Raw genomic sequence first — 21613 nt, 5'->3', positions numbered from 1 at the left:
TCCTCTAAGCAGTCGTCAGGCGACGAGCTGCTCCATAATACGTTGATACATACGGGCCAGCAGTTGTAAATCAGCCGCGTTGACACATTCATTGATTTTGTGAATGGTCGCGTTTACTGGACCCAGTTCGACAACCTGTGCACCCATACGGGCGATAAAGCGTCCGTCAGAGGTGCCGCCGGTTGTCAGCAGCTGTGGCTTAATTTCATTATAGTGTGCGATGGCATTCACTACCGCATCCACCAGCTTTCCGCGCTGCGTCAGGAACGGTTGGCCAGACACCCACCACTCCACGGTGTAGCGCAGCTGGTGTTTTTCCAGCAGTGCGATCACGCGGGCTTTGATCATCTCGTCGGTCAGTTCCGTGCTGAAGCGGAAGTTGAACTGGACAAAGCAATCGCCAGGGATGACGTTGTTGCTGCCGGTTCCGGCCTTGATGTTGGCAATCTGCATGCTGGTCGGCGGGAAGAACGCGTTGCCTTTGTCCCACTCGATCTCCACCAGTTCGTTCAGCATCGGCGCGGCACGGTGCACTGGGTTGTCGGCCAGGTGTGGATAGGCGACGTGCCCCTGCACACCGTGAATGGTCAGATTACAGGTCATGGACCCGCGACGACCGTTTTTCACGACATCTCCCACCACTTCGGTGCTGGAGGGTTCACCCACCAGGCAGTAGTCCAGCCGTTCGTTGCGCGCCATCAGCGCGTCAACGACTTTCACGGTACCGTTATGGGCGCTGGCTTCTTCGTCAGAGGTGATCAAGAACGCGAGACGATTTTTATGATTAGGATGCTGGGCAACGAAACGCTCTGCGGCCACGACCATGGCCGCCAGTGATCCTTTCATGTCTGCCGCACCGCGGCCAAACAGCATACCGTCGCGGATGGTTGGTTCAAACGGTGGATTGATCCAGCGGTCTGCATCACCCGCGGGAACCACATCCGTATGCCCGGCAAACGCCAGCGTTTCCCCCTGACCGCGCCAGGCCCAGAAGTTCTGCGTATCGCCAAAATCCATGCGCTCAACGGTAAAACCGATGGCACGCAGACGCTCAATCATTAATGCCTGACAACCTGCATCGTCCGGGCTAAGGGAAGGACGGCGGATAAGCTGCTGAGTCAGCTCAATGACCGGGCATGACATAGACTACACCTCAACGAAAAAGTCAGAATAAAGGGTTTCACTGAAACCCAGCAGCATAGGCTGACCTGGCTTGCAGAGCAATGGGCGTTTGATAATAGCTGGCATTTCAAGCATCAGTTTTGCCGCGCTGTCTGCATCGGTTATACCGGCGCGGACGGATTCATCCAGTTTACGCCAGGTGGTGCCGCGAGTGTTTAGCAGGGCTTCCCAGCCCAATTCGCGGATAGCGCTATGCAGAAATTCTGCATCAAGCCCATCGGCACGGTAATCGTGGAAGCGGTACTCCACGCTGTTCGCTTCCAGCCAGCGGCGCGCTTTTTTGATGGTGTCGCAATTTTTAATGCCGTACATCACAACCATAGTGAATCCTTTTGTTCTTATGCAGAAAGAATGTTCAATAAATTCGAAGATATATCCTTAAGTGGAATATAACACATTCAGGAATTCTCTTGATTTACAATTCTCCTTAATTCACCTCACATCTGTAAGCTGAATATTCTTTCATCATTTAAGCATAGATGTCTACCAGGTTTAAATCTCTAATAAACTCAGTGGTTAAATATCTTCTCACCTGCTCGTATGGTTATTTCAAAATATTGCTGGCGGTCACACAAAATTTAAGGGAGTGCGTTCATATTTATCATAAATCCACCGGGGGGAGCGGGGTATAATCACTGCAATTGGTTAAATAGTCTTCACAATGATGATACGTTTCCGTAGAATGCGCATAATAATAAGAGAGGTTGTTATGATTGAACGTGAACTGGGGAACTGGAAAGATTTTATCGAAGGCATGCTTCGTAAATGACATTCAGTAAAAATTGCAAGCGCACTTAAATAAGTAAAATAACCATAGTGTGAATGAATCACACAATAAAAAGGCGGCTACGAAAGCCGCCTTTTTATTTCATTGGTTACTCAGGCTTTTCCTTCAACGGGAAGCGACGTCGCACCAGCACAAAGAACAGCGGCACGAAATAAATCGCCAGGATCGTGGCTGAAATCATCCCCCCCATCACCCCGGTACCGACCGCATGCTGGCTGCTGGAACCGGCACCCGAACTGGTCGCCATCGGCAGCACCCCGAAGACAAACGCCAGAGAGGTCATCAGAATCGGGCGTAAGCGCTGGCGGCAAGCGTACAGTGTTGCGGCTAGCAGGTCCTGACCTTTCGCATTCATCTCATTGGCAAATTCCACGATCAGAATGGCGTTTTTGGCCGATAAGCCAATAACAGTCAGCAGCCCCACCTGGAAGTAAACATCGTTCTCCAGGCCACGCATCCAGGTTGCCAGCAGCGCACCGATGACGCCCAACGGCACCACCAGCATCACCGAGAACGGTACTGACCAGCTCTCATACAGTGCGGCAAGGCAGAGGAAAACCACCAGCAGCGACAGGGCGTAAAGCGCAGGGGCCTGTGCGCCGGAGAGCCGCTCCTGATAAGACATCGCCGTCCACTCCAGGCCAAACCCGGTTGGCAACTGCTGCACCAGTTCTTCCATAATATCCATCGCGGTACCGGTGCTGACGCCCGGCGCGGCTTCACCTACGATCTCCAGCGCCGAATAGCCGTTATAGCGTTCCAGGCGCGGTGAGCCGGTTTCCCAACGCGAAGTGGCGAAGGCGGAGAACGGCACCATGCCACCTGCGTTATTACGCACATACCAGCGGTTAATATCATCCGGCAGCATACGGTATTTGGCGGCAGACTGAACGTAGACCTTCTTCACGCGGCCGCGATCCATAAAGTCGTTGACGTAGCTTGAGCCCCAGGCCGTTTGCAGCGTGTCGTTGATGTCATCAATGGATACGCCCAGCGCCTGCGCTTTACGCTGGTCGATATCGACCTGCAGCTGCGGGCTGTCATCCAGACCGTTGTGACGTACGCGGGTCAGCTGTGGATCCTTGCTGGCCAGATCGAGCAGTTTATCGCGCGCAGCCATTAAGGCGTCATGCCCGGCTCCGGCGTGATCCTGCAGTTCCATATCAAACCCGGCGGAACTCCCCAGACCGCTGATGGCCGGAGGGCTGCTGGCAAATACGCGCGCTTCTTTGATATGGCTGAAGGCTTTCGTCGCGCGTTCAATAATGGCAAACGAGGAGCCTGTGTCGCTGTCGCGCTGATCCCAGTCTTTCAGACGCACGAACATGCGTGCGACGTTCTGCCCGTTCCCGCCCGGACCCGAGCCGACGGTGGAGAAGACGGAAACAACGTTATCTTTCTCTTTGGTGTGGAAATAGTTTTCAACCTGCTGCACCACTTTCAATGTTTGTTGCTGGGTAGAACCACTTGGCAACTGTACGGAGGTGATAAACATGCCGCGATCTTCCAGCGGCAGGAAGGAGGTTGGCAGACGCAGGAACAGGAACACCATTCCGCCTAACAGCAGGACATAAATCGCCATCCAGCGCGCGCTGCGATGCAGGATCTTACCCACCCCCGCCTCATAGCGCGCCGCATTGCGGTTGAACATGCGGTTAAACCAGCCGAAAAAGCCTTTTTGCCCGTGATGCTCGCCTTTATGTAACGGCTTGAGGAGGGTGGCGCAGAGGGCAGGGGTGAGGATCATCGCCACCAGCACCGAGAGCACCATCGCGGAGACAATCGTGATGGAAAACTGGCGGTAAATCGCACCGGTGGTGCCGCCAAAGAAGGCCATTGGGATAAACACCGCTGAGAGCACCATCGCAATACCGACCAGCGCGCCCTGAATTTGCCCCATCGATTTCCGCGTTGCTTCGCGCGGCGAGAGTCCTTCTTCGCTCATGATACGTTCGACGTTTTCCACCACTACGATGGCGTCATCCACCAGCAGCCCAATCGCCAGCACCATCGCGAACATGGTTAAGGTATTGATACTGTAACCAAAGGCATACAGCACGGCGAAGGTGCCGAGTAGCACCACCGGAACGGCAATGGTGGGAATAAGCGTCGCGCGGAAGTTTTGCAGGAACAGGTACATGACCAGGAACACCAGCCCGATCGCTTCCAGCAGGGTTTTCACCACGTCCTCAATGGAGGCTTTAACGAAGGAGGTGGTTTCGTAGGCGACTTTGTATTCCAGCCCGTGCGGGAAATAGTGCGACAGTTCGTCCAGTCGGTCTAATACCAGCTGCGCGGTAGCCATTTCGTTGGCACCAGAAGCCAGTTTGACCCCTAAGCCGGATGCCTGGTTGCCGTTAAAGCGGCTCAGGTAGTCATACTTTTCCGCGCCCATCTCCACGGTCGCGACATCGCCCAGGCGGACTTCAGAGCCGTCCTGATTGACCCGCAGGGTAATATTACGGAACTGCTCGGGCGTCTGGAGCAGAGACTGAGAGTTAATGGTCGCGTTCAGCGCCTGGTTATCGACAGACGGTGTACCGCCCAGTTGACCGACGGCGATCTGAGCGTTTTGCGATTCGATGGCGTCAGTCACGTCTTTAGCCGTCATCTGCACGCTGTTAAGCTTGTTGGGATCCAGCCAGATGCGCATGGAATACTGCGAGCCGTAGGCATCGATATCCCCCACGCCGTTAATGCGGCTGAGCGGATCCTGGATATTACTCGCCACGTAGTCCGCGATATCCTGTTTATCCATCGAGCCATCGGTGGAGACAAACGCGATGGTCAAAATATTGGTGTCACCGGTTTTACGTACGGTGACGCCCTGGTTCTGCACCGCCTGCGGTAGCTTACGCAGGGCCGACTGCAGCTGGTTTTGCACCTGCTGCACCGCCTCATCCGGGTCGGTTCCCGCCGTAAAACTCAGCGTCACCGTGGCCTGACCGGTGGCGCTACTCTGTGAGGACATGTACATCAGGTTATCGAGACCCGTCATGTTCTGCTCGATCACCTGGGTGACGGTATTTTCCAGCGTCTGGGCTGATGCGCCAGGATAGTTTGCTGTGACCCGCACATTTGGCGGCGCCAGATCGGGGTATTGCTCAACAGGAAGTGATGTAATCGCCAGAACACCTGTCAGACATAACAGAATGGCAAGTACCCAGGCAAAAATGGGGCGATCGATGAAGAAATTCGCCATGAAAGTGTGACCTCGTTTTGCTGCACGTCATTATTGTTTATTGCCCGCATAACTTTAGCGGTTAGGCCCAGGTCAAACGTGGAGAAATAAAGGAGATAATGTAAATTATCATGCGCTTTTCCCTGCGCCTTCCCCTTTACCGTTATTTACCCGCCAGCGCAGTGGGCGTGCGGAAGGTGACGATAACCTCCGTTCCGCCATTTTTCGGCTGAGAAAAGCGCAGCGTTCCGCCAAGCCGTTCCGCACGTTCGCGCATGATGTTCAGCCCGTAATGGCCCGGCGGTTCATTCGCCTCGCCAATACCAATACCGTTATCGCGTACAGCCACGCTGTGCGTACCGTCAGCAGCGGTAATGCAACTGACGGTGATCTCGCTCGCGTCGGCATGTTTGATGGCGTTCAGTACCGCTTCACGCACAATCTGCAGCAAATGCACCTGTTTTTGCGCATCCAGCGCCAGGGATGAGAGTCGACAATCGAGAACCAGCTTCGCCTTCGTCTGGGTTTGCAACCCCTCGAGAGACTCCTGCAGCGCGGCGGGCAAGTTTGCGTGGTTGAGCGTCAGGCGGAAGGTGGTGAGCAGTTCACGCAGCTGGTGCCAGGCGTTGTTAAGCTCGCGCGAGAAGTCCGTGATGATGGCCTGCGCCTGCGCATTCTCTTCCGGTACGGCGCGTTTGAGCAAGGCAAGCTGAATGCGCAAATAGGACAACACCTGCGCCAGCGAATCATGCAGCTCGCGGGCGATGGTGGCGCGCTCTTCCATCAATAGCAGCTGTTGATAGTGTTTTTGCGCCTGGTTGAAGTAAAGCCCGCGCCCCAGCATCGTCGCCACGCTCTTCATCAGCGGGAGTGACACGCCCCCGGTCTCGCTCTGCCAGCGCAGTTCGCCATACAGGGTGTCCTGCATCAGAACAGGCAAACTGTGCAGTTCCGCACCTTCGACTTCGCTTCCTTCGAACAGTTGCCAGTCGTCACTGGTCCGCAGCGCCAGATAATTTATCTGCGTGTATTCATGCACGATCTGCAAAATATGCCTGAAACAATGGCTGTCTATCTGTCCGGTATTCAGCGCCTGAGAACATTTGAACAACATTTCGAGCTGCTGGTGCGCCTCATTCAGGTGCTGCGTCTTTTCCGCCACGGATTGCTCCAGCGAGCGATAAAGCGAATGCAGTTCCGCTGACATATGGTTAAACGCGCGGGAAAGCTGGCCCAGCTCGTTGGGCAGGGCGGTATCCGGTGCGGGCGTATCAAATTGTCCCTGTTCGATACGTTCACTGGCCGCGACCAGATTGTTCAGCGGCAGTACCACCTGACGGCGGATCCGCCGCAGCGTAGCCAGCGCAAGCAGCAGAATGCTCAGTCCGCCTGCCAGCGACATCAGGATCACCCGCTGAATTTTATGTTCGGTGTAGTGCTGAAGCGCCAGCACAAAGGCATCAATACGGCCGACAAAATCCTCAATGTGGGCCTGATACCATGCGGTGTCGCCGCTGGCGATGCGCTGGCTCATCTCCTGCCAGGCAAGATGCAGCTGGTGGTAGCGCTGTTTAACATCGTCAGGCACATACCAGCGGTTTAACGTCCGCAGCGCAGGGGCGCTCAGCGTCTGCTGCCAGGCTTCACGGTGTTCCATAAGTAACGGGCTGGCGCGCTGCATCTCGTAGCCCAGGCGGTAGCTCTGCATACGCAGCGAACCCGCAATGTTAATCGCCTCCGCGTCTCGCTGGCTGCTGGCGAGGGTCATCAGCGCGATGGCGCTGGTCATAACGGATAACACAATCATCGAAAAGAAAGCCCGAGCCAGGCTTCCGGAAACAGGGCGTTTAACGGTCACAAATCAGCTTCCTGAATAAATTGATCTGCCACAGGTTCACTGGAGATAGTTCGGCTTTCTGGGCATTTGAACATTGCCTGAACACGTCACCGTGGCTAAATACAGTACATATAGAAAGAATAAGGTTATTGAACCAAAAACAGGTGTCGTTATGAATCGTTTTATTATGGCCAACAGCCAGCAATGCATAGGGTGTCGTGCCTGTGAGGTCGCGTGTGTGATGGCGCACAACGATGAGCAACATGTTCTGAGTGAGCACCATTTTCATCCACGCATTACGGTCCTCAAATCAGAGGGGAAGAACAGTCCCGTTACCTGCCACCACTGTGAAAATGCCCCCTGCGCGCACAGCTGCCCGAACGGGGCTATCAGCAAGCACAGCGACAGCGTACAGGTGAATCAACATAAATGCATTGGTTGCAAAGCCTGCGTGGTAGCCTGCCCGTTCGGCACGATGGAAATCATCGTTACGCCGCTGAATAGCGCGAGCGTGAAAGCGTCGGCGCACAAATGCGATCTCTGCCTGTCGCGGCCTAAGGGGCCTGCCTGTATTGAAAACTGTCCGGCTGACGTGCTCACGCTTGCCACACCCGCCGTGCTGGATAACCTGTCGAAAGCGCGGCGCACGCGCACCGCGCGACTGGAAGCGCAGCCGTGGCACGGCGAGGCGGTGCAGCAGGTTCAGCCGCAAACCAAACGACAGCAGATGCACAATACCCCTCCACGGGGCGAGCCAGACAAGCTGCCGGCGCAAGAACGCGCCTGTCATTTTAATGAAATCTATCTGCCGTTTCGGGCTGAACAGGCCAAACGTGAGGCGTCCCGCTGCCTGACCTGCGGGGAGCACAGCATCTGCGAGTGGACCTGCCCTCTGCACAATCATATTCCGCAGTGGATAGCGCGCGTCAACGCGGGGGATATCACTGGGGCGGCAGAACTCTCCCATCAAACCAACTGTTTACCGGAAATTACTGGCCGCGTTTGCCCGCAGGACCGCTTATGCGAAGGTGCCTGCACGCTGCGCGATGAGTCTGGTTCCGTGACCATTGGTAATATCGAGCGCTACATCTCAGACCAGGCGCTGGCGATGGGCTGGACGCCGGACATGAGCGACGTCCTCCCGGTGGACAAGCGGGTGGCCATTATTGGCGCAGGCCCGGCAGGGCTGGCGTGCGCCGACGTGCTGGTGCGCAGCGGCGTGAGCGTGACGGTTTATGACCGCCATCCGGAAATCGGCGGATTGCTGACGTTTGGCATTCCCGCCTTCAAGCTGGATAAATCCCTGCTCGCGCGGCGCAGAGAGATATTTACCGCGATGGGGATCCGGTTTGAACTCAACTGCGAAGTGGGACGCGATGTCGCTCTGACACAGCTGCAGCGTGATTATGATGCCCTGTTTATTGGCGTAGGAACCTACCGCTCCATGAAGGCCGGTATCCCTCATGAAGATGCGCCGGGTGTCTATGACGCGCTGCCGTTCCTGGCGGCGAACACCCGCTATGTGATGGGGCTTGCGTCGACCGCCTCGGAGCCGTATATCGACACGCAGGGGCTGAATGTGGTGGTACTCGGCGGAGGGGATACGGCGATGGATTGCGTACGAACCGCGCTGCGACAGGGTGCTACCAAAGTGACCTGTGCTTATCGCCGGGATGAGGCCAATATGCCGGGGTCGAAAAAAGAGGTGAAGAACGCGAAAGAGGAGGGGGCGGCGTTTGAATTTAACGTCCAGCCCGTCGAGCTGATGCTTGCCCCTGACGGGAAGGTCAACGGTATCCGGATGCTTCGCACCGAACTGGGTGAACCGGATGCGCAGGGGCGTCGGCGTCCCGTTCCGGTTGCAGGCAGTGAGTTCGTCCTGCCTGCCGATGCGGTGATTATGGCGTTTGGCTTTAACCCGCACGCAATGCCCTGGCTGCAGGCCCAGGGCGTGGAAACGGATGACTGGGGGCGCATCATTGCCTCTGTCGAAGGACACTATCGGTACCAGACCAGCAACCCGCAAATTTTTGCCGGAGGTGACGCTGTGCGCGGTGCCGATTTAGTGGTTACTGCAATGGCTGAGGGGCGCCATGCGGCGCAGGGTATTCTCGACTGGCTTGAGATAACAGCGCCGCAGGCGCACTAAATCCGACCGGCGACAAAGCGAGCTCCACGGCGTAGTATAAATGCACTCATTATGTCGTGGAGCCCGTATGACCCTCAAAATTGACGTTATTAAAGACAAAATCCTGTCCGAAAATTACTTTGTCCTGCGTAACATCACCTATGATTTAACGCGTAAGAATGGTGAAGTGATCCGCCACAAGCGCGAGGTCTACGACCGTGGCAATGGCGCAACCATTTTGCTTTACAACCGTGAAAAACAGAGCGTGGTATTGATTCGCCAGTTCCGGGTGGCGACATGGGTGAATGGTAATCCTGACGGACGATTAATTGAAACCTGCGCAGGCCTGCTTGATGATGATGAGCCTGAAGTTTGTATCCGCAAAGAGGCCGTTGAAGAAACGGGCTTCGAAGTGGGTGAGGTGACAAAGGTGTTCGAACTGTTCATGTCGCCAGGCGGCGTGACGGAAATTGTCCACTTCTTCATTGCGGAATACAACGATGCGCAGCGTACTCACCGGGGCGGTGGCGTTGAGGACGAGGATATTGAGGTGCTGGAAATGCCGTTTTCTCAGGCGCTGGCAATGGTGAGAAGTGGAGAGATCAGGGACGGTAAGGCCGTAATATTGCTGCAGTACTTACAAACGACCGGGATGATGAGTCCTTCTTTCGAACGGTGATAGATTACATTTCAGATAAATCTATCCGATAAATCCGATTGAGCAAGCCCGGTTCGGACACGAAGATACTGCCCAGTTTGACGTTTTCGTTTCCGGGATTGTGCCATTCATGCGCTACTGCGTTTTTATTCTCTTCCTGTTTTGCGTGCTACCTGCGCCACTGGTGTGGGCTGCTCCTGCCCAGCAGTCCTTCTCTGACTGGCAGGTCACCTGCAATAACCAGAATTTTTGTGTTGCGCGCAATACCGGTGAACATCGTGGTCTGGTCATGACGCTCAGCCGCAGCGCGGGCGCGAAAACAGACGCCACGCTGCGGATCGATCTCGGTGGGCTTTCTGCCCCCGCCGTGAAAGAGCCAGATATCGCGCCGCGACTGCTGCTGGATGACGTACCGCTTAAGCTTTCGCCTCAGCACTGGCAATTAACGCCCTGGCATCTGAAGACTGACGATGCCGCCACCATTACCGCTTTTTTGAAAAACATTCAGGAAGGGCACGCCCTGACGTTGCATGGTGGTAAGCAGGTTATTTCACTGGATGGCCTGAAAGCGGCACTGCTGTTTATCGACGCCCAGCAAAAACGCGTCGGCAGCAGAACAGCCTGGATAAAAAAAGGGAACAGTCCGCCGCTGAGCGTGCCGCCCGCACCCGCATTAAAAGAGGTGGCGGTCGTCAACCCGACACCGACGCCGCTGACCCATGAAGAGCTGAACGACCTGCTGGATTATGGCACCTGGCGGATGAATAACAGTCAATGCTCGCTTGATCCGAACCGCCGTGAAGTCCGCGTGACCGCGTTAACCGATGACAAAGCGCTGTTGATCGTCAGCTGTGAAGCAGGGGCGTATAACACCGTCGATTTGGCATGGCAAGTTTCGCGCAAAAAGCCGTTTTCTGCCCGTAGCGTCAGGTTGCGTCTGCCATTTACCCCTTCAAGCGACAGCAGTGAGATGGAGCTGATGAATGCCAGCTTCGATGAGAAAACGCGTGAGCTGACCACGCTGGCGTTAGGGCGGGGCATTGGGGATTGCGGGATCCAGACGCGCTGGCGTTTTGACGGCCAGCGCTTCCGCCTGGTCCGCTATGCGGAAGAGCCCAGCTGCGATAACTGGAACGGGCCAGATGCCTGGCCCACGCTGTGGATCACGCGATAGTTTTTTGCCGGGTGCCGGCTGCGCCTTACCCGGCCTACAAATCTTGCGGCCTGTGGCAATGTGCCGGGTGGCGGCTGCGCCTTACCCGGCCTACAAATCTTGCGGTCTGTGGCATTGTGCCAGGTGGCGGCTGCGCCTTACCCGGCCTACGAATCTTGCGGCCTTAGGCCTCGAGCCTGTGTTGTAGATCCCTGCAGTGGACTGCCCCTTCTCCACAAGTGACAAACCGGACAGTATCATGGACCGGTTTTCCCGGTAATCCGCATTCACAAGGTTGGTTTCACTATGGAACAGGAACTTCACTTTATTGGTATCGATGTCTCCAAAGCTAAGCTGGATGTCGATGTGTTGCGACCTGATGGCCGTCACCGCAGCAAAAAGTTTACTAACACCCCTAAAGGTCACGAGGAGCTGCTCAGGTGGCTCCGCAGCCATAATGTGGCTCCGGCCCACATCTGCATGGAGGCGACCAGCACCTATATGGAAGACGTCGCGGCTTCCCTCAGCGATGCCGGTTTCACCGTATCCATCATCAACCCGGCTCTGGGTAAAGCCTTTGCGCAGAGCGAAGGCCTGCGCAGTAAAACCGATGCCGTGGATGCCCGTATGCTGGCAGAGTTCTGCCGGCAGAAGCGTCCGGCAGCCTGGGAGGCACCGCATCCGGTGGAGCGCGCGTTGCGGGCGCTGGTACTGCGGCATCAGTCCCTGACGGACATGCACACGCAGGAGCTGAACCGCCGTGAGACGGCGCGGGAGGTGCAGATGCCGAGCATTGATGCGCACCTTCTGTGGCTGGAAGCGGAGCTGAAGCGGCTGGAGAAACAGATAAAGGACCTGACGGATGACGACCCGGACCTGAAGCACCGGCGAAAACTGCTGGACAGCATACCGGGTATCGGTGAAAAGACGTCGGCGGTGCTGCTGGCGTATGTGGGGCTGAAGGACAGGTTCGGGCAGGCGCGGCAGTTCGCGGCGTTCGCAGGGCTGACACCGCGGCAACATGAATCCGGAAGCAGCGTAAACAGGGCAAGCAGGATGAGTAAGGCTGGCCATGTCTCGCTTCGCAGGGCGCTGTATATGCCCGCGATGGTGGCGCTGTACAAAACGGAGTGGGGAAAAGGATTCAGGGCGCGTCTGGAAAAGAACGGTAAGGGAGCGAAGCTGATAATCGGAGCGATGATGCGTAAGCTGGCGCAGGTGGCGTATGGCGTTCTGAAATCAGGACGCCCGTTCGATGCCACACTGCATCAGGAAAATGCTTGCGTGGCATAACAGTATCTACAAATCTTGCGGTCTGTGGCATTGTGCCGGGTGGCGGCTGCGCCTTACCCGGCCTACGAATCTTGCGGCCTGTGGCCATGTGCCGGGTGGCGGCTAAGCCTTACCCGGCCTGCGAATCTTGCGGCCTGTGGCAATGTGCCGGGTGGCGGCTACGCCTTACCCGGCCTACAAAAACCGAACCGTAGGCCGGGTAAGCGACAGCGCCACCCGGCAACGAAGACCGCACTACAGCACGCTCAGCGCCTTCTCCACCACGTTCTCAACGGTAAAGCCGAAGTACGGGAACAGCTTGTCGGCCGGGGCGGATTCACCGTAACCATGCATCCCGACAATTGCCCCTTTCAGACCCACATATTTGTACCAGTAGTCTGCAATACCGGCCTCTACCGCCACGCGCGCCGCGACGCTGGACGGCAGGACCGATTCCCGATACGCCTCATCCTGCGCATCAAAAATATCCGTGGAAGGCAGGGAAACCACGCGCACCGCGTGTCCTTCGGCAGTCAGTTTCTCCGCCGCTTTCACCGTGATTTCCACCTCGGAACCGGTCGCAATCAGGATCACGTCCGGCTTGCCGCCGCTGTCCTTCAGGATGTAGCCGCCGCGGGCGATGTTTTTCACCTGCTCCGGGGTACGCTCAATCTGCGCCAGGTTCTGGCGTGACAGAATTAATGCCGTTGGGCCGTTGTGGCGTTCCACCGCCAGCTTCCAGCCCACCGCTGCTTCGACCTGGTCGCACGGACGCCAGGTGCTGAAGTTCGGCGTCAGGCGCAGGCTTGCCAGCTGCTCAACCGCCTGGTGCGTGGGCCCGTCTTCCCCCAGCCCGATGGAGTCATGGGTGTAGACCATAATCTGCCGCGCCTTCATTAAGGCCGCCATGCGCGCCGCGTTACGGGCGTACTCGACAAACATCAGGAAGGTGGCGGTGTAAGGCACGAAGCCGCCGTGATGGGCGATGCCGTTGGCAATGGCGGTCATCCCGAACTCGCGCACGCCGTAGTGGATGTAGTTTCCGGCGATGTCCTCTTTGAGCGATTTGGAACCCGACCAGATGGTCAGGTTACTTGGTGCCAGATCCGCCGAGCCGCCCAGCAGTTCGGGCAGAACAGGACCTATTGCGTTCAGGGTATTTTGCGACGCCTTACGGGTGGCAATTTTCGCCGGGTTGGACTGCAGGTTTTCAATCAGCGCCTGGATTTTATCGTCCCAGTCTTCCGGCAGACCGCCGCTCATGCGGCGGGAAAACTCTGCCGCCAGTTCAGGATGCGCTTTTTTGTAGGCGGCAAATTTTTCGTCCCAGGCGTGCTGGGCTTTCTCACCGTTTTCACGGGCATCCCAGGCCCTGTAGATCTCTTTCGGGATCTCAAATGGTGGGTATTTCCAGCCCAGCTTCTGCCGGGTCAGCGCCACTTCTTCGTCACCCAGCGCCGCACCGTGCGCCTCCTCTTTGCCCGCCTTGTTCGGCGAGCCGAAGCCGATGACCGTGCGGCAGATAATCAGCGACGGTTTGTCCTTCACGCTCTGCGCTTCCTGAATCGCTTTTTTCACCGCTTCAGGATCGTGACCGTCAATCTCATGCACCACGTGCCAGTGGTAGGCTTCAAAGCGTTTTGCCGTGTCGTCGGTAAACCAGCCTTCGGTCTCCCCGTCGATGGAGATACCGTTGTGATCGTAAAATCCAATCAGCTTGCCGAGCCCCAGCGTACCCGCCAGCGAGCAGACCTCGTGGGAGATCCCCTCCATCAGGCAACCGTCACCCATAAACACGTAGGTGTAGTGGTCGACAATTTCGTGGTCCGGCTGGTTAAACTGCGCCGCCAGCGTGCGTTCGGCAATCGCCAGCCCGACCGCATTGGCTAGCCCCTGACCGAGTGGCCCGGTCGTCGTTTCCACGCCTGGCGTATAGCCGATCTCCGGGTGTCCCGGCGTTTTGGAGTGCAGCTGGCGGAAGTTTTTTATCTCCTCAAGCGGCAGGTCGTAACCGGAAAGATGCAGCAGGCTGTAGAGCAGCATCGATGCGTGACCGTTGGAAAGAATAAAACGGTCGCGATCGTACCAGGTGGGGTCATTCGGGTTGTGCTTCAGGAAGTCGTTCCATAACACTTCGGCAATATCGGCCATGCCCATCGGTGCGCCCGGATGGCCGGAATTGGCTTTCTGCACGGCATCCATGCTGAGGGCGCGAATGGCATTGGCGAGCTCTTTACGGGACATAGTTCACTCCGTGGCAAGGTTAAAGTTTGGCGGCAAGAAGATCTTCGAGTTTGCGCTGGTCGACGGCGAACAGGCGGATGCCTTCCGCCAGTTTATCGACAGCCATCGCGTCCTGGTTGTGCTCCCAGCGGAACTCCGCTTCGGTCATGGCTTTCGGTTTTGGTAAAACGGTGGAGGTCGGCACCAGCTTGCGGATCACTGTCTCTTCTTTGTCCTGAAGCTCCTGAAGCAGGTTCGGGGAGATGGTCAGACGGTCGCAGCCTGCCAGGGCGAGGATCTGCTCGGTACGGCGGAAGCTGGCCCCCATCACAATGGTTTCGTAGCGGTGCTGTTTGTAGTAGTCGTAGATATTACGGACCGATTTCACGCCCGGATCCTCATCCACCACGTACGGATCCATCGGCTGTTTCGCCTGATACCAGTCGTAGATGCGCCCGACAAACGGCGAGACGAGGAACACGCCCGCTTCGGCGCAGGCGCGTGCCTGGGCAAACGAAAACAGCAGCGTCAGGTTGCAGTGAATGCCCTCTTTTTCCAGAACCTCGGCCGCGCGGATGCCTTCCCAGGTGGACGCCAGCTTGATCAGGATGCGTGACTTATCAATCCCCTGCTCCTGGTAGAGTTCCACCAGGCGACGGGCTTTGTTAACGCTTTTTTCTTTATCAAAAGAGAGGCGGGCGTCCACTTCGGTCGACACGCGCCCCGGGATGCTTTTCAGAATTTCTGCACCAAAATTAACCGCCAGCTTGTCGCTGGCTTCGGCGACCTGCTGCTCCTGCGTTTTCCCGCGCAGTTTACCGTAGGCAATGGCGTCATCAATCAGATGATTAAAATGAGCAAGTCCGGCCGCCTTGAGCAGCAGCGAAGGGTTGGTGGTCGCATCTTCCGGCTGATAGTGGCGAATCGACTCGATATCGCCGCTGTCTGCCACCACGGTGGTGAATTGTTTGATGCCGTCTAGCTGGTTCATAAGTCATTACTCCTTGGAAATAAAAGAGTTAATCGAGTGCGTTAGTTCACACTTCTGAGAAAATCATGATGGACTTAACAAAAAAGCATAGCAGACGGGGGAGGCATTGCTTTTGAGACGGGTAACATGGCTGTTATAAATTGATAACAATTTTTAATGTGTGATGGTGAGAGTTTGGCAGCCTTCAAAGTTTAGGAGACGGCCTGAGGCGATACTAGACGGCACACCAGGGTGTGCATCAGGATCGCTTTCGTCACCCTTTTGACCGATACGTGAAAGGAAAAATAAGATGGATGAGCAGTTGAAACAGAGTGCCCTCGATTTTCACGAGTTCCCCGTCCCCGGTAAAATCCAGGTCTCCCCAACCAAGCCGCTGGCAACACAGCGCGATCTGGCGCTGGCCTACTCACCGGGCGTAGCTGCGCCGTGTCTGGAGATCGAAAAAGATCCGCTGGCGGCCTACAAATACACCGCGCGCGGTAACCTTGTCGCCGTTATTTCTAACGGCACGGCGGTGCTGGGGCTGGGCAACATTGGCGCGCTGGCCGGTAAGCCGGTGATGGAAGGGAAGGGCGTTCTGTTCAAGAAATTCGCCGGTATCGACGTGTTCGATATCGAGGTGGACGAACTCGATCCCGATAAATTCATCAACGTGGTGGCCGCGCTGGAGCCGACCTTCGGCGGTATCAACCTGGAAGACATCAAAGCGCCGGAATGTTTCTATATCGAGCAGAAGCTGCGCGAGCGTATGAACATTCCCGTGTTCCATGATGACCAGCACGGGACCGCGATTATCAGCACCGCCGCCATTCTGAACGGCCTGCGCGTGGTCGAGAAAAATCTCTCCGACGTGCGCATGGTCGTTTCCGGCGCGGGCGCGGCGGCGATTGCCTGTATGAACCTGCTGGTGGCGCTGGGTATGCAGAAGCACAACATTGTGGTCTGCGACTCGAAGGGCGTTATTTATAAAGACCGCGAGCCGAACATGGCGGAAACCAAGGCGGCGTACGCGGTAGAAGACGACGGCAAACGCACGCTTGAGGACGTTATTGACGGCGCGGATATCTTCCTCGGCTGTTCCGGCCCGAAAGTGCTGACCCAGGAGATGGTGAAGAAGATGGCGCGTGCGCCAATGATCCTGGCCCTGGCGAACCCGGAACCGGAAATCCTGCCGCCGCTGGCGAAAGCGGTGCGTGAAGATGCCATTATCTGTACAGGTCGTTCGGACTACCCGAACCAGGTGAACAACGTGCTCTGCTTCCCGTTCATCTTCCGCGGTGCGCTGGATGTGGGTGCAACTGCGATCAACGAAGAGATGAAGCTTGCCGCCGTTCACGCCATCGCGGAGCTGGCGCACGCTGAGCAGAGCGAAGTGGTCGCGTCTGCGTACGGCGATCAGGATTTGAGCTTTGGCCCGGACTATATCATTCCAAAACCGTTTGATCCGCGCCTGATTGTGAAAATTGCGCCAGCCGTTGCCAAAGCGGCGATGGACTCCGGCGTGGCGACGCGACCGATTCAGGATTTCGACGCTTACGTCGATAAGCTCACCGAATTCGTCTACAAAACTAACCTGTTCATGAAGCCGATCTTCTCTCAGGCGCGCGCCGACGCAAAACGCGTGGTGCTGGCGGAAGGGGAAGAGGCGCGGGTGCTGCACGCGACGCAGGAGCTGATCACCTTAGGGCTGGCGAAGCCGATCCTGATTGGTCGTCCGAGCGTCATCGAGATGCGCATTCAGAAGCTCGGCCTGCAGATTAAGCCGGGCGTCGACTTTGAGATCGTTAACAACGAATCCGATCCGCGCTTCAAGGAGTACTGGAGCGAATACTACGCGATCATGAAGCGTCGCGGGATTACCCAGGAGCAGGCGCAGAAAGCGGTGATCGGCAACACGACGGTGATCGGCGCGATCATGGTGCATCGCGGCGAGGCGGATGCGCTGATCTGCGGCACCATCGGCGATTATCACGAGCACTTTAGCGTGGTGCAGGAGATCTTCGGCTATCGCGACGGCGTTCATACCGCCGGGGCGATGAACGCGCTGCTGCTGCCAAGCGGCAACACCTTTATCGCTGACACCTACGTCAATGACGATCCGACGCCGGACGAGCTGGCAGAAATCACCGTGATGGCCGCCGAGACCGTACGCCGCTTTGGTATCGAGCCGAAGGTGGCGCTGCTGTCGCATTCGAACTTTGGTTCGTCTAAATCCGCGGCGGCCTGCAAAATGCGTCAGACGCTGGATCTGGTGCGTGAGCGTGCGCCGGAGCTGATGATTGACGGGGAAATGCACGGTGATGCCGCGCTGGTGGAGAGCATCCGTAACGAACGCATGCCGGACAGCCCGCTGAAGGGATCGGCCAACATACTGATTATGCCAAACGTGGAGGCGGCGCGTATCAGCTATAACCTGCTGCGCGTCTCCAGCTCTGAAGGGGTGACCGTAGGACCGGTGCTGATGGGCGTGGCGAAACCGGTGCATGTGTTAACGCCGATTGCCTCCGTGCGCCGTATCGTGAATATGGTGGCGCTGGCGGTGGTTGAGGCGCAGACGCAGCCGCTGTAAGCATTGTGAGTCGGGTGGCGCGTTCGCTTACCCGACCTACGGGTTGAGTAGGCCGGATAAGCGCAGCGCCATCCGGCAGTTACACCCAGTCCCGAACCCGAATAAACTCACGCAAGGCAGCCTCCGGGCTGCCTTCTTTTGGCTCGTAGCTGTATTCCCAGCGCACCAGCGGTGGCATCGACATCAGAATCGACTCCGTGCGACCTCCGGTCTGCAGGCCGAACAGCGTCCCGCGATCCCACACCAGGTTGAACTCCACGTAGCGCCCGCGACGGTAAAGCTGGAACTCACGCTCGCGCACGCCGTAGTCGGTGTCTTTGCGGCGTTCGACAATCGGCAGCCAGGCGTCGGTATAGCCTTCGCCTACCGCGCGCATAAAGCTGAACGCGGTATCAAAATCAGGCGTGTTGAGATCGTCAAAGAACAGTCCGCCGATGCCGCGCTGCTCGTCGCGGTGCTTCAGATAAAAGTAGTCGTCGCACCACTTTTTAAATTTCGGGTAGACGTCTTCGCCAAACGGCAGACAGAGATCGCGCGCGGTAGTGTGCCAGTGCACGGCATCCTCTTCGAAGCCGTAATAGGGCGTTAAATCGAAACCGCCGCCGAACCACCAGACCGGGTCGGTGCCCGGTTTTTCCGCAATGAAAAAGCGCACGTTGGCGTGGCTGGTCGGCACAAACGGGTTGTGCGGATGCACCACCAGCGAGACGCCCATCGCCTCGAAGCTGCGGCCCGCCAGCTCAGGGCGATGCGCCGTCGCAGACGCGGGCATGGCGTCGCCGTGAACGTGGGAAAAATTCACGCCCGCCTGTTCGAAGATGCCGCCGTTACGCAGCACCCGGCTGCGCCCGCCGCCGCCCGCGTCGCGCTGCCAGCTATCTTCCTGAAATTCACCGCCGTCTGCGGCGGCCAGTTTCCGGCAAATATCATCCTGCAGCTGCAGCAGGAAAGTTTTGACCAGCTTTGCATCGGGTTTCATCAACGTTTCCTGGAGTGCGCTTTCTGGTTATCGAACCAGTTGAAGTAGCTGATAATGCCGGAAGCGATGGCGTTGGCGATCTTCTGGCGAAACGCCGTGGTGCCAAGCAGTCGCTCTTCTTCCGGGTTGGTAATAAAGGAGGTTTCAACCAGCACCGAGGGAATCGACGGCGATTTCAGCACCACAAACGCAGCCTGTTCGGTACCTTTACTGTGCAGACGGTGCACCGGCTTAATCTTCTTCAGAATATGCGAGCCGAGCGTCAGGCTGTTTTTGATGGTGTCCGTTTGCACGAGGTCGAACAGCACCTGCTGCAACAGATGGTCTTTATCGGTGGCTTTCTTTCCGGCGACTTCATCCGCGCGGTTTTCGCGGTCGGAGAGGTATTTTGCCATGGCGCTACTGGCACCGCGGTTGGAAAGCGCAAACACCGATGCGCCTGCTGCAGAAGGATTGGTAAAGCCGTCGGCGTGGATCGACATAAACAGATCCGCGCCGTGCTGGTGGGCGATCTCCACGCGGTCGTACAGCGGAATGAAGGTGTCGCCGGAGCGCGTCAGGCGGGCGTCAATGCCGTTGCTGCGTAAAATCGATCGTACATTTTTTGCAATCGCCAGCACGACGTGTTTTTCTTTCGACCCGTTTTTGCCGATGGCGCCGGTATCGATGCCGCCGTGGCCCGGATCGAGCATCACCAGACGCTTCGCGCCCGGCTTTTTGGCTTTCGGTTTACTGTGTCCGTTGCTGGTTTTAAGCGTGCTCTCGTCTTTTGCCTGAGCCTGCTTAGCGATGCCCGTTAACGTTAAGGCCGCCAGCCCCGCTTTGAGAACCTGACGACGCGATGTGAGTGCTTTTAATGGTTTGAATGTGCTCATGCGGCCTGAATAGTAAAAATTGCGATCCTGGTGTTATATCGTATCGTGATTACCGTTACGACAGTCCTTATTGATAATTGTTTTACTTTTCATTTCAATACGTGACAAAGTGACATTATGCCAAATTTTGGCGAGATTTTCCCCGGTTATTGGCTAAACGCAGGGTTCACGCCATAATCACTGTTTTAAAACCCAAAAAGGCGGTTAATACCATGGAGATACGCGTTTTTCGCCAGGAAGATTTCGAAGAGGTGATTACCCTTTGGGAGCGCTGCGATCTGCTGCGTCCGTGGAACGACCCGGAAATGGACATCGAACGTAAGGTGAATCACGACGTCAGTTTGTTTCTGGTCGCAGAAGTGAACGGTGAGGTTGTCGGTACGGTGATGGGCGGTTACGACGGCCACCGGGGCTCGGCCTATTATCTGGGCGTGCATCCGGAATACCGGGCGCGCGGCATTGCCAATGCGCTGCTCAATCGCCTGGAAAAGAAACTCATCGCCCGCGGCTGTCCGAAAATTCAGATTATGGTGCGAGAAGATAACGACGTGGTGCTGGGCATGTATGAGCGTCTGGGCTACGAGCACGCTGACGTACTGACCCTGGGCAAGCGTTTGATCGAAGATGAAGAGTACTGAGATCCATCCGGCAGACTATGACGCGCAGGGCCGCGTCAGGCTGCCTTTTCTGTTCTGGTGCGTTCTGCTGCTACAGGCCCGCACCTGGGTGCTGTTTGTAATGGCCGGAGCGTCGCGCGGGCAGGGCGACACGCTGCTGAATCTCTTCTATCCCGATCACGATGCATTCTGGATTGGATTACTGCCGGGCATTCCGGCCGTGCTGGCGTTTTTGGTCAGCGGACGGCGGCATCTGATCCCACGCTTTTGGGGGGCGCTTCGCTGGCTGCTGATCCTTGCCCAGATTGCGCTGCTCTTCTGGCAGCCGGTACTCTGGTGGTACGGTGAGCCGCTCACGGGTATCGGTATTGCGCTGGTCGTAGCCGATATCGTGGCGCTGCTGTGGCTGCTGACCAATCCACGCCTTCGCGCCTGTTTTAGGCATCAGGATGATTAATTCGGCACTTTTTGTCGAAGTCGCACTCCAACAAGCGTTGATTTACTCAGAAAGGACGTTTTAATGAAATCGCTGCGTTTACTTTTATGCGCTCTGCCGCTGGCGTTAACCGGCTGTTCGACGCTCTCCTCTATTAACTGGTCTGCAGCCTATCCGTGGAACTGGTTTGGTTCTTCAACCGAAGTGACCGAGCAGGGCGTAGGAAAAATTACCGCGTCAACGGCGCTGGATCAGGATGCGATTCAGGATGCCCTGAGCAGCGATTATCGCCTGCGCAGCGGCATGAAAACTGAAAATGGCAATATCGTGCGTTACTTCGAAGCGATGAAGGGCGACACGCTGGCGCTGGTGATTAACGGCGATAAAGGCACGGTAAACCGTATTGCGGTGATGGATGAAGACATTCCAACCGCAACCGGTGTGAAAGTGGGTACGCCGTTTAACGAACTGTATAAACAGGCGTTCGGCAACTGCACCAGCGTGCCGTCTGACGACAAGGTTGCGGTGGAATGTAAGGCTGAAGGCAGCCAGCACATCAGCTACCTGTTCACCGGTGAGTGGAGCGGCCCGGAGGGGTTAATGCCATCTGACGACACGCTGAAAAACTGGAAAGTGAGCAAAATACTCTGGAAGCAGTAATTTGCGCCTGAACAAACCGTCTTGCTGAAATCCGGGTATAATAGCCGCCATCAATGCCACACTGA

The 21613-nt window shown here is 56.7% G+C and carries 17 protein-coding genes; 9 read left to right on the top strand and 8 right to left on the bottom strand.

All coding sequences use genetic code 11. The features are described from left to right. Nucleotides 1-15 precede the first annotated feature (15 nt). Nucleotides 16-1143, bottom strand: a complete 1128-nt coding sequence (gene dapE, locus N2K86_RS15845; protein WP_260659239.1) for a succinyl-diaminopimelate desuccinylase — start codon at nt 1141-1143, stop codon at nt 16-18. Nucleotides 1144-1146: 3 nt separating this feature from the next. Then, complete coding sequence (locus tag N2K86_RS15840) at nt 1147-1503, bottom strand: ArsC family reductase (protein WP_260659238.1); 357 nt, start codon at nt 1501-1503, stop codon at nt 1147-1149. A gap of 388 nt (nt 1504-1891) precedes the next feature. Between N2K86_RS15840 and ypfM the strand changes: the two genes are divergently transcribed. Beyond that, complete coding sequence (gene ypfM / locus N2K86_RS15835; RefSeq protein ID WP_015572204.1) at nt 1892-1951, top strand: protein YpfM; 60 nt, start codon at nt 1892-1894, stop codon at nt 1949-1951. Between the two features lie 106 nt (nt 1952-2057). Here the strand turns inward: ypfM and acrD are convergent, their stop codons facing one another. Next, nucleotides 2058-5171, bottom strand: coding sequence for a multidrug efflux RND transporter permease AcrD (acrD, locus tag N2K86_RS15830; protein WP_260659237.1), 3114 nt, complete (start codon nt 5169-5171; stop codon nt 2058-2060). A 142-nt stretch (nt 5172-5313) separates the two neighbouring features. Further along, on the bottom strand, nt 5314-7008 hold the full coding sequence (narQ, locus tag N2K86_RS15825) for a nitrate/nitrite two-component system sensor histidine kinase NarQ (RefSeq protein ID WP_260659236.1): 1695 nt from the start codon (nt 7006-7008) through the stop codon (nt 5314-5316). A 151-nt stretch (nt 7009-7159) separates the two neighbouring features. Here narQ and aegA point away from each other — a divergent pair, with 151 nt between their 5' ends. From aegA to N2K86_RS15805, 4 genes are all read left to right on the top strand, one after another. Continuing rightward, entirely contained in the window at nt 7160-9136 is a 1977-nt protein-coding gene (gene aegA, locus N2K86_RS15820) for a formate-dependent uric acid utilization protein AegA (protein WP_313771633.1), read from the top strand. Nucleotides 9137-9203: 67 nt separating this feature from the next. Further along, nucleotides 9204-9794, top strand: a complete 591-nt coding sequence (nudK, locus tag N2K86_RS15815) for a GDP-mannose pyrophosphatase NudK (RefSeq protein WP_260659235.1) — start codon at nt 9204-9206, stop codon at nt 9792-9794. A gap of 109 nt (nt 9795-9903) precedes the next feature. After that, a complete protein-coding gene (locus N2K86_RS15810; RefSeq protein WP_260659234.1) occupies nt 9904-10947 on the top strand; it encodes a DUF1176 domain-containing protein in 1044 nt (347 codons plus the stop codon). A 285-nt stretch (nt 10948-11232) separates the two neighbouring features. Continuing rightward, nucleotides 11233-12219, top strand: coding sequence for an IS110 family transposase (locus N2K86_RS15805; protein ID WP_260659233.1), 987 nt, complete (start codon nt 11233-11235; stop codon nt 12217-12219). A gap of 234 nt (nt 12220-12453) precedes the next feature. Here the strand turns inward: N2K86_RS15805 and tkt are convergent, their stop codons facing one another. Together tkt and tal are read right to left on the bottom strand one after the other, a co-directional pair. Continuing rightward, the gene (gene tkt / locus N2K86_RS15800; RefSeq protein ID WP_260659232.1) at nt 12454-14442 is read right to left on the bottom strand and encodes a transketolase; all 1989 of its coding nucleotides are present in this window, start codon (nt 14440-14442) and stop codon (nt 12454-12456) included. A 19-nt stretch (nt 14443-14461) separates the two neighbouring features. After that, entirely contained in the window at nt 14462-15412 is a 951-nt protein-coding gene (gene tal, locus N2K86_RS15795) for a transaldolase (RefSeq protein WP_260659231.1), read from the bottom strand. Between the two features lie 289 nt (nt 15413-15701). On the opposite strand from tal, the gene maeB reads away from it, so the two are divergent. Then, entirely contained in the window at nt 15702-17981 is a 2280-nt protein-coding gene (maeB, locus tag N2K86_RS15790; RefSeq protein WP_260659230.1) for an NADP-dependent oxaloacetate-decarboxylating malate dehydrogenase, read from the top strand. A gap of 79 nt (nt 17982-18060) precedes the next feature. Here maeB and hemF read toward each other — a convergent pair whose 3' ends face one another. Both hemF and amiA read right to left on the bottom strand, forming a co-directional pair. Beyond that, nucleotides 18061-18960 (bottom strand): oxygen-dependent coproporphyrinogen oxidase, encoded by a 900-nt coding sequence (gene hemF / locus N2K86_RS15785; RefSeq protein WP_260659229.1) that lies wholly within the window; start codon nt 18958-18960, stop codon nt 18061-18063. Continuing rightward, on the bottom strand, nt 18960-19835 hold the full coding sequence (gene amiA / locus N2K86_RS15780) for an N-acetylmuramoyl-L-alanine amidase AmiA (protein ID WP_042718951.1): 876 nt from the start codon (nt 19833-19835) through the stop codon (nt 18960-18962). The genes hemF and amiA overlap by 1 nt, the downstream gene beginning before the upstream one ends. A gap of 212 nt (nt 19836-20047) precedes the next feature. Between amiA and N2K86_RS15775 the strand changes: the two genes are divergently transcribed. The 3 genes from N2K86_RS15775 to N2K86_RS15765 all read left to right on the top strand — a co-directional run bounded on the left by N2K86_RS15775 (nt 20048) and on the right by N2K86_RS15765 (nt 21548). Further along, nucleotides 20048-20473 (top strand): GNAT family acetyltransferase, encoded by a 426-nt coding sequence (locus N2K86_RS15775; RefSeq protein WP_003861292.1) that lies wholly within the window; start codon nt 20048-20050, stop codon nt 20471-20473. After that, nucleotides 20460-20909 (top strand): DUF2919 domain-containing protein, encoded by a 450-nt coding sequence (locus N2K86_RS15770; RefSeq protein ID WP_045325900.1) that lies wholly within the window; start codon nt 20460-20462, stop codon nt 20907-20909. Before N2K86_RS15775 ends, N2K86_RS15770 begins: the two co-directional genes overlap by 14 nt. A 63-nt stretch (nt 20910-20972) precedes the next feature. After that, nucleotides 20973-21548: an RpoE-regulated lipoprotein gene (locus N2K86_RS15765; RefSeq protein ID WP_260659228.1), complete on the top strand. Its 576-nt coding sequence runs from the start codon at nt 20973-20975 to the stop codon at nt 21546-21548. Nucleotides 21549-21613: the final 65 nt, after the last annotated feature.

This window comes from Enterobacter mori (genome assembly GCF_025244905.1).
Taxonomy (GTDB): Bacteria; Pseudomonadota; Gammaproteobacteria; order Enterobacterales; family Enterobacteriaceae; genus Enterobacter; species Enterobacter mori_A.
This window is presented reverse-complemented; position numbering and strand designations above follow the sequence as displayed.